Origin of the sequence: Sediminibacterium sp. (assembly GCF_051860225.1) — a bacterium.
In the GTDB taxonomy this organism is placed as follows: Bacteria; Bacteroidota; Bacteroidia; order Chitinophagales; family Chitinophagaceae; genus Sediminibacterium.
On record NZ_JBHYEI010000003.1, the window covers coordinates 529237 to 537571 of the forward strand.

Genomic DNA, 8335 nt, shown 5'->3' on the forward strand with positions numbered 1-8335 from the left:
AATTATTCAGCTTATTTTACTTCTTCAAACTGAGCGTCTTCTACTGTATCAGACTTAGGCTGTTCAGCTCCACCCGCATCAGCACCTGGTTGACCACCAGCAGCTTGTTGCGCTTTGTAGATATCTTCGCTAGCTGCAGTCCAAGCAGTATTCATTTCTTCCATTGCAGCATCAACTGCAGGGATATCCTGATTTTTGTGCGCTTCTTTTAATTTAGCTAAAGCAGTTTCAATTGCACCTTTTTTATCAGCAGGAATCTTGTCTCCAAATTCTTTGAATTGCTTCTCTGTTTGGAAGATCAAGCTATCTGCTTGGTTTAATTTCTCTACACGAGCTCTAGCTTCATTATCTGCTGCTTCGTTGGCCTTAGCTTCAGCTTTCATTTTCTCTACTTCTTCTTTGCTTAAGCCACTACCCGCTTCAATTCTGATTTTTTGCTCTTTACCAGTTCCTTTGTCTTTTGCACTTACGTTTAATAAACCGTTTGCATCAATATCAAAAGTTACTTCAATTTGAGGTACGCCTCTTGGAGCTGGAGGAATTCCATCTAAGTTAAACATACCTAAGCTCTTATTCTGATTGGCCATTGGACGCTCACCTTGTAAAACATGGATTTGTACACCCGGTTGGTTATCGCTAGCAGTAGAATATACTTCTGTTTTCTTGGTAGGAATAGTCGTGTTTGAAGCAATCATTGTAGTCATTACTCCACCCATGGTTTCAATACCTAAGCTTAAAGGAGTAACATCTAATAACAATACATCTTTTACTTCACCAGTTAAAACCGCACCTTGAATAGCAGCACCTAAAGCAACTACTTCATCAGGGTTTACACTTCTGTTTGGTTTTTTGCCAAAGAAGGTTTCAACAATTTCTTGCACTTTAGGAATACGAGTAGAACCACCCACTAAAATCACTTCATCAATTTCAGATTTGCTGTAACCAGCATCTTTTAGTGCAGCTTCGCAAGGCTTTAAGCAACGAGCAAATAAGTTGTCTGCTAAAGCTTCAAACTTAGCTCTAGTTAATTTTAAAACTAAGTGCTTTGGAACACCGTCTACTGCAGTGATATAAGGCAAGTTGATTTCAGTTTCAGAAGAAGAACTCAACTCTACTTTTGCTTTTTCAGAAGCTTCTTTCAAACGCTGTAAAGCCATAGGGTCTTTACGTAAATCAATTGCTTCTTGAGATTTAAACTCATCAGCTAACCAATCCATGATCACTTTATCGAAATCATCACCCCCTAAGTGCGTATCGCCATTGGTAGATTTTACTTCAAATACGCCATCTCCTAGTTCAAGGATAGAAATATCGAAAGTACCACCCCCTAAGTCGAACACGGCAATCTTTTGGTCTGCATGTTTTTTATCTAAACCATAAGCCAAAGCCGCAGCAGTAGGCTCATTCACAATTCTTCTAACATTTAAGCCAGCAATTTCACCCGCTTCTTTGGTTGCTTGACGTTGTGCGTCATTAAAATAAGCAGGAACAGTAATCACTGCTTCGCTTACTTCATGACCTAAATAGTCTTCAGCAGTTTTTTTCATTTTCTGCAAAATCATCGCAGAAATTTCTTGTGGAGTGTACATACGGTCTTCAATTTGTACTCTCACTGTATTGTTATCGCCTTTGGCAACTTGATAGCTCCAATGGCTAATTTCTTCGGTTACTTCGTCAAAACGACGACCCATGAAACGCTTAACACTGGTAATAGTGTTCTGAGGGTTAGTGATAGCCTGTCTTTTAGCAGGATCTCCCACTTTTCTTTCTCCATTCTTTAAGAATGCTACTACCGATGGCGTAGTTCTACGTCCTTCGTCATTTGCAATGACTACAGGCTCATTACCTTCCATAACGGATACACAGCTGTTGGTGGTTCCGAGGTCTATTCCAATAATTTTTGCCATAATATTTGTTTTCTATTACAGCTTATTATTCAATGATTATGCCACGGGTAGTAAACGTGAAATATTGTCATACTATGGAGGAAATTGAACTGTTAGGGACATTTTAGCTACCAAAAAGTCTGTTTCAACCCAATTTTAAGGTCATTTTAGCGGTTGCAATGACATTATTTTATTGACTTTGCCTTGAAAGTAAAGTTCTTTTGAGAGAAATAGCTAAACATCACTACAAAAACAGTGGTTAACATTTTGGAGGGTGTTGGGTACCATCCAAAACTGTCTACAAAAATTTTGAGGAAGATATAATTCAGTAGAATGCAACCAAAAACCACTAAAAAATATTTACCCAATTGTTCTCTTTTAGCAACCGAAGTTTCCTGAAAAACGACATACCTACTTAAATAAAAACCGATTGGAAATGTGACAACAAAGCTCATCATGAAGGAAGCAATATGGGGGCTAATAATGAGTGATCCAAGGTTTATAGTGCTTTTATGAAGCACAAAATTATAAGCAACAAAAAAAAGACTTATGTCTAAAACCGTGTTGAAACCACCACAAGCCGCATAACGATAAGTTTGTTTGGGCATTAGCTTTTGGAACATTGGATAGAACCAATCCACCACCGAAAGGATGAAATGACGAATGTATTTGTGCAGCTTTTGCATAACTGGCGGCGAAGGTAGCTTATAAATAGTTAGTTTTGCATCCCGAAATTGTTAAGATTATGAGCGTGGTAAATAGGATTAAACAAGCAGCAGCAAGCAGTATCCATCAATTATATGGCACTTCGGTACAACCCGAACAAGTGTTGGTGAATCAAACCAAACCAGAATTTGAAGGCGATTACACGGTGGTCTTATTCGCATTTGTAAAAGAACTTAAAAAATCACCTGAACAATTAGGACAAGAATTGGGCACTGAAATGGTTGCGCGTTTTCCTGAATTGTTTACTTCTTATAATGTGGTAAAGGGATTTCTGAACTTAACGATTGATGGCGCATATTGGAAGGGGTTCTTAATGAATCATTTTAATGACTCTTTATTTGGCCACTCTGCTCCTACCGGTAATACGGTAATGGTAGAATATTCTTCTCCCAATACCAATAAGCCCTTGCATTTAGGGCATTTGAGAAATAATTTTTTGGGAAGAAGCATAGCCGAAATTTTAAAAGCGACTGGAAATGAAGTTGTGAAAACTTGTATAGTAAACGATCGCGGCATCCATATTTGCAAAAGCATGATTGCCTGGAAGCGATATGCGAATGGAGCAACCCCAGCTAGTACGCAAATGAAGGGCGATCATTTTGTGGGTGATTATTATGTAAAATTTAATGATGCGTATAAAGCAGAAATTGCTGATTTGACGGCCAAAGGATTAACAGCAGAACAAGCAGAAAAAGAAGCCCCCATTATGAAAGAAGCCCAGCAAATGTTGTTGGACTGGGAAGCTGGAGACCCCGAGGTAATGGAGTTGTGGAAGAATATGAATGGATGGGTGTATGAAGGATTTGATGCTACTTATAAACGAATCGGTACTGACTTCGATAAAATTTATTATGAAAGCAATACTTATTTGTTGGGTAAGGATTTAGTAGATAAAGGGTTAAATGAAAAAGTATTTTATCAGAAGGAAGACAATAGTGTTTGGATTGATTTGACAGGCGATGGACTAGACGAAAAATTGGTAAGAAGAAAAGACGGAACATCCGTTTACATCACACAAGACATTGGATTGGCAGAACAAAAGCAAAAAGAGTTCAATGCCAATCAAAGTATTTATGTGGTGGGCGATGAACAGAATTATCATTTTAAAGTATTGAAGTTAATCTGTCAAAAACTAAAACTTCCATCCGCAGATGGAATTGATCATTTGAGTTATGGAATGGTTGAATTGCCAACAGGTAAAATGAAGAGCAGAGAAGGAACGGTGGTAGATGCAGATGATTTAGTAGATGAAATGATCACCATTGCTCGAGCAAAAACAGAAGAATTGGGTAAAGTGAATGATTTTACGGAAGATGAAAGGGCTGAATTGTATGATACCATTGGTTTAGGCGCATTAAAATTTTTCTTGTTAAGGGTAGATCCAAAGAAAAAAATGGTGTTTAATCCAGCAGAGAGTATCGACTTTCATGGATTTACGGGGCCATTCATTCAATATACCTATGCAAGAATCAGCAGTATTTTAAGGAAGTTGAATTATCAAGCTTCTATGGAATTATCCGTTGATGCGAATGACACCTGGTTACGATTAGAGAAAGAATTAATTGTAACGTTGGAGCAGTTTCCAACCGTATTAAAAGATGCAGGAACGGAGCAAGATCCATCTAAAGTGGCTATATATATATATAATTTAGCAAAGACATTTAGTTCCTTTTATAATGAACATTCCATTGCTAATGCAGAAAGCAATACAAAGCAACAATTGCGCATTATGTTATCGGTATTTACTGCAACAGCCATTAAAAATGGAATGAAGGTATTGGGTATTCAAGTACCCGAGCGGATGTAAGAAAAATATTTTAATATTGCATCCTATCTATAGGCGCCCGGGTGTTGAAATTGGTAGACAAGCCACCTTGAGGTGGTGGTGCTGGAAACGGCGTGCTGGTTCGAATCCAGTCTCGGGCACAAAGACCCTGACACGAAGTGTCGGGGTTTTCTATTTGAGGGCGTCAAAAGCTTGCTTTTGAAAGCTCGAAAATGGGAAACCCCAGCAGCGCCGAAGGCGCGGCAGGGTCTTTGGGTAAGCCCCCCCCATCCAAGGAAGTCGGCGCAGCGAAGCAGAGCCGACAATCATGATTATTAAACCCAAATAATCAAAAATTCCGATTATTCGATTAGCATAAAAAAATTAAATTCAACAGCTACTATACTTTTTTTTTAATTTTTTTGTCGAATATAATTTTCTTTCTATTTTTATTATGTCATACATAATACATATAAAAATATTCTTGCACCTATGAAAGCATTCTCTAGTTTTTTATTGATCCTATTGTTATTCAATTCTTGCAAAAAAACAACAGCACCAGCAACTGTAACTCCAGTAACACCAGTAGCTCCTGTAACTCCTGTACAACCAACAGTAAAACCAGAATTAAAAACAGCCGATAGCACAGTAGAAATTAATGAAACAGTTTCTGGTACAAAAGAAGCTGAACGACTTGCTCAAAATTTTCGAGCTTCTGACTTTAGCACAACTGGATTTTATCTACCCGCATTTACCCCTATGGAAATTGAAGTAACCCAAATAAATGGGAACAGGCTGCCAACTTTATTAGTAGGCACTTACTCAAGGTATCAATCCAAATGGGACCCAACTTCACATACATTAAATAATGGAATAAACACCATAACGGATGCATCTGGTGGCATCATCTATTTGCGTTTCAACAATGACAATCCGTCGAGCAAAGTAAAAGTTAAGTTTATTAGAGGCATGAAGCCCATCCCCTATTTTCAATTAGGAAAAACTTTACAAGCTGATTGGGTTAAAATGATTGATAATATAACCGATGTACCAGATGTACAATTAGTAGGAAAGAAAACGATTATTACTTTTTCACTTGCCAATGCTAAAGTGTATAAAAATGATGATCAAGAAGCATTAATTAGAAAAGCAGATAGGGTAATTGCTATTGAGGATAGCATTAGTGGTTTAATAGGAACTGATCCGATTGATCAACCAAATGTTCATAAATATTTAATGACTGAATCTGATCATCCTGGATACTTTATGGCAGCAACTTTTTACAGAACTTGGTATGGAAGCACAACAGGTGGCGTTCCATCTATTTTAAAAGCAGACAATTTAACTTGGGGGCCATGGCATGAACTTGGCCATATGCACCAACAAGGTGCATGGACTTGGAGTGAATTAACTGAGGTAACGGTGAATATATATAGTATTGCAGTTGAAAAAGCATTTGGCATAACTCCTACAAGATTAACCAGTCAGAATGAATGGAACAATACTGCCACTTATTTAGCAAGTGCGGAAGGGGTGCGTAATTATAATGCATCAAGTACCAGTGTTTGGGTACGATTATGTATGTTTCAACAATTAAAATTGGCTTTTGGTGAAAATTTTTATCAAGAACTACATCGCCAAGCAAGAAGGGAAACCATAAAGCCTACCACTACAGATGCTAAAATGCGTTGGTTCATGCTAAAAGCTTGTAGTATAAGTGGTAAAAATCTATCTATCTTTTTTAAAAAATGGGGTATGAATTTATCTTCGCAATCGGCAACAGATGGTGTTCACACAGATATAGCTTCTTTAGGATTACCGGCACCTACACAAGATCTTACATTATTGAAGGATTAAAGAAAAGTGGCCAACAATCTTATTATAAAAAAAGTGAAAAAACGGCGCAGACTTATTATTAATTTCCGTAATTTAAATTTTTAATTGACAAAGTCTTAATCTTAGCTAGTGCATGGGACTTAGTTAGCTTTGCTTTTAGAAAAACAACAGTAACCCCACAAAAACCAAGCCCGTAAAATGGCTAACTGTTGTTATGCAATTAATAAGAATTAAAACCCTGCAATATAAAGGGCAAATTAGGATTGGTCTTTATTACGACCATAATAAAGGCTTGAATCTGTTTTTAAAAAATGAGTACAATGCATTATGGAGTCAATCTTTAAAATGTTGGCATATATATTATGATTCAATAATTAAAACCAAACTTAAAAGGAGTTTAGAAAATAAGCATTTTAAAGTAGAAGATCTTGATAAAGAAGAAGTGCTTCATTTGAATTCAAACAAAATAAGTACACTGCCGAAACAGCCCGTCATTGCGCATAGTACATTTCAACAGATAATAAACCCAATCAATCTTCATGTTATTGAATTAATGAGGGATCATTTAATACTCAAAGCTTATAGTAAGAGTACAATGAAAACTTATTTAAATGAAATGCATCAGTTTTTATATAGGCTAGGAAATATTTCGGCAGATGAATTGAAACCAGAACATTTAAAAAAATACTTAGTTTTCTGTTTTGAAAAACTGCGATTGTCTGAAAATACTTTACATAGCAGAATTAATGCACTTAAATTTTATTACGAGCAAGTATTAAATCGGGATCGATTTTTCTGGGAGATACCAAGACCCAAAAAACCATTGCAGTTACCCAAACTTTTAAATGAAAACGAATTAAGTAGACTATTTAATGCCTTGACTAATAAAAAACACAAGGCAATGTTATTTACAGCTTATAGTGCTGGTTTAAGAGTAAGCGAAATCGTTGCTTTAAAAATAGTTCATATTGATAGTCAGCGGATGCAAATTTTGGTAGAGAATGCAAAAGGAAAAAAAGACCGATATGTAAATTTAAGTCCAATATTACTAGACATATTAAGGGCATATATTAAACAATATTTTCCCAGACCAAGAGTTTATTTATTTGAGTCAGAACAAACTGGAGATGCCTACCCAACTAGAACAGCACAACAAATATTCTCTAATGCAAAAAATGCAGCTGGAATACAAAAGGATGTTGGAATACATAGTCTTAGGCATAGTTTTGCAACGCATCTATTAGACAGGGGTACAGATATACGTTATATAAAAGACCTTCTTGGACATTTTGATATTAGAACAACAGAAAGATACTTGCATGTATCAAAACATCAATTGGTAAATATCATTAGCCCCTTGGATGAGTTATTTAAAAGAAATCAAATTGACTGGTAATTTCAATCGACAATTCAAAATGTATAAGTGCATTGCCGCAACAACAATTCAAAAACTATAATGATAAACCACTCATTTATAACGCCACCATTTTTTGTTTTCAATGATTGAGTAGCGTATATTTAAGTGTTGAGGCGAAATTCGTCAGCTGATTAAAATGTAACGATAATTGTTTACTTTTTTAAATTCAAAGAGTTAAAACGAATAACGAGACGAACTATACCTGCAAGCCTTTAGGCGAAGGCGCCGCGAGCTTGCTAGTGAAGCGCCGAAGGCAAAAAGGCTTGCATGAAGCTACAAGATATATTTTTAGAATTCCGAAATTTTAGAATGGGAAAATACTTGCAGTTAATGTTTTTTCACCCAATGATATTCGATGTCACATATCTACTAAAGCAACAACGTAAACTTCTTTTACGTCATTGCTTTAGTAGTACTAGCAGAAACAGAACAGTAAATCAGCTGACGAACTCCGGTCGTCAGATAAGATGAACTAAATAAACAGCCGCAAACGACCTTCGCTCAACAATGCATTGATACTATCGGCGAAGCCTAAAGAAAACAATTAACTAATTTTAGCCGACAGCATCAATGCTCTACGTTAGCTGTAACGGGATTAAGCTTGATTTCAAAAAGATTTTGCAGTATATACAATTAGTATATACTTTTGTATAAATTTAAATGTATATGAAAACGCTTTCATTAAAACTTGATGACACAACATTT

The 8335-nt window shown here is 36.3% G+C and carries 5 protein-coding genes and 1 tRNA gene; 4 read left to right on the plus strand and 2 right to left on the minus strand.

Features of this window, described 5'->3' with window-relative positions:
• Positions 1 to 11: 11 nt before the first annotated feature.
• Together dnaK and ACTIEI_RS12920 are read right to left on the minus strand one after the other, a co-directional pair.
• Positions 12 to 1907, minus strand: a complete 1896-nt coding sequence (dnaK, locus tag ACTIEI_RS12915) for a molecular chaperone DnaK (RefSeq protein ID WP_439506709.1) — start codon at positions 1905 to 1907, stop codon at positions 12 to 14.
• Between the two features lie 164 nt (positions 1908 to 2071).
• Positions 2072 to 2572, minus strand: a complete 501-nt coding sequence (locus tag ACTIEI_RS12920) for a GtrA family protein (RefSeq protein WP_439506710.1) — start codon at positions 2570 to 2572, stop codon at positions 2072 to 2074.
• Positions 2573 to 2631: 59 nt separating this feature from the next.
• Here ACTIEI_RS12920 and argS point away from each other — a divergent pair, with 59 nt between their 5' ends.
• The 4 genes from argS to ACTIEI_RS12940 all read left to right on the plus strand — a co-directional run bounded on the left by argS (position 2632) and on the right by ACTIEI_RS12940 (position 7609).
• Positions 2632 to 4419: an arginine--tRNA ligase gene (gene argS / locus ACTIEI_RS12925; RefSeq protein ID WP_439506711.1), complete on the plus strand. Its 1788-nt coding sequence runs from the start codon at positions 2632 to 2634 to the stop codon at positions 4417 to 4419.
• A gap of 35 nt (positions 4420 to 4454) precedes the next feature.
• Positions 4455 to 4538: transfer RNA gene (locus ACTIEI_RS12930), tRNA-Leu, on the plus strand.
• A gap of 331 nt (positions 4539 to 4869) precedes the next feature.
• A complete protein-coding gene (locus tag ACTIEI_RS12935) occupies positions 4870 to 6234 on the plus strand; it encodes a M60 family metallopeptidase (protein ID WP_439506712.1) in 1365 nt (454 codons plus the stop codon).
• Between the two features lie 193 nt (positions 6235 to 6427).
• Positions 6428 to 7609: a tyrosine-type recombinase/integrase gene (locus ACTIEI_RS12940; RefSeq protein ID WP_439506713.1), complete on the plus strand. Its 1182-nt coding sequence runs from the start codon at positions 6428 to 6430 to the stop codon at positions 7607 to 7609.
• Positions 7610 to 8335 lie beyond the last annotated feature (726 nt).

What these genes read in the sequence shown, in the direction of transcription:
- ACTIEI_RS12940 (WP_439506713.1), top strand. Translation starts at nt 6,428, where the DNA reads ATGCAATTAATAAGAATTAAAACCCTGCAATATAAAGGGCAAATTAGG.
- argS (WP_439506711.1), top strand. Translation starts at nt 2,632, where the DNA reads ATGAGCGTGGTAAATAGGATTAAACAAGCAGCAGCAAGCAGTATCCAT.
- dnaK (WP_439506709.1), bottom strand. Translation starts at nt 1,907, where the DNA reads ATGGCAAAAATTATTGGAATAGACCTCGGAACCACCAACAGCTGTGTA.
- ACTIEI_RS12935 (WP_439506712.1), top strand. Translation starts at nt 4,870, where the DNA reads ATGAAAGCATTCTCTAGTTTTTTATTGATCCTATTGTTATTCAATTCT.
- ACTIEI_RS12920 (WP_439506710.1), bottom strand. Translation starts at nt 2,572, where the DNA reads ATGCAAAAGCTGCACAAATACATTCGTCATTTCATCCTTTCGGTGGTG.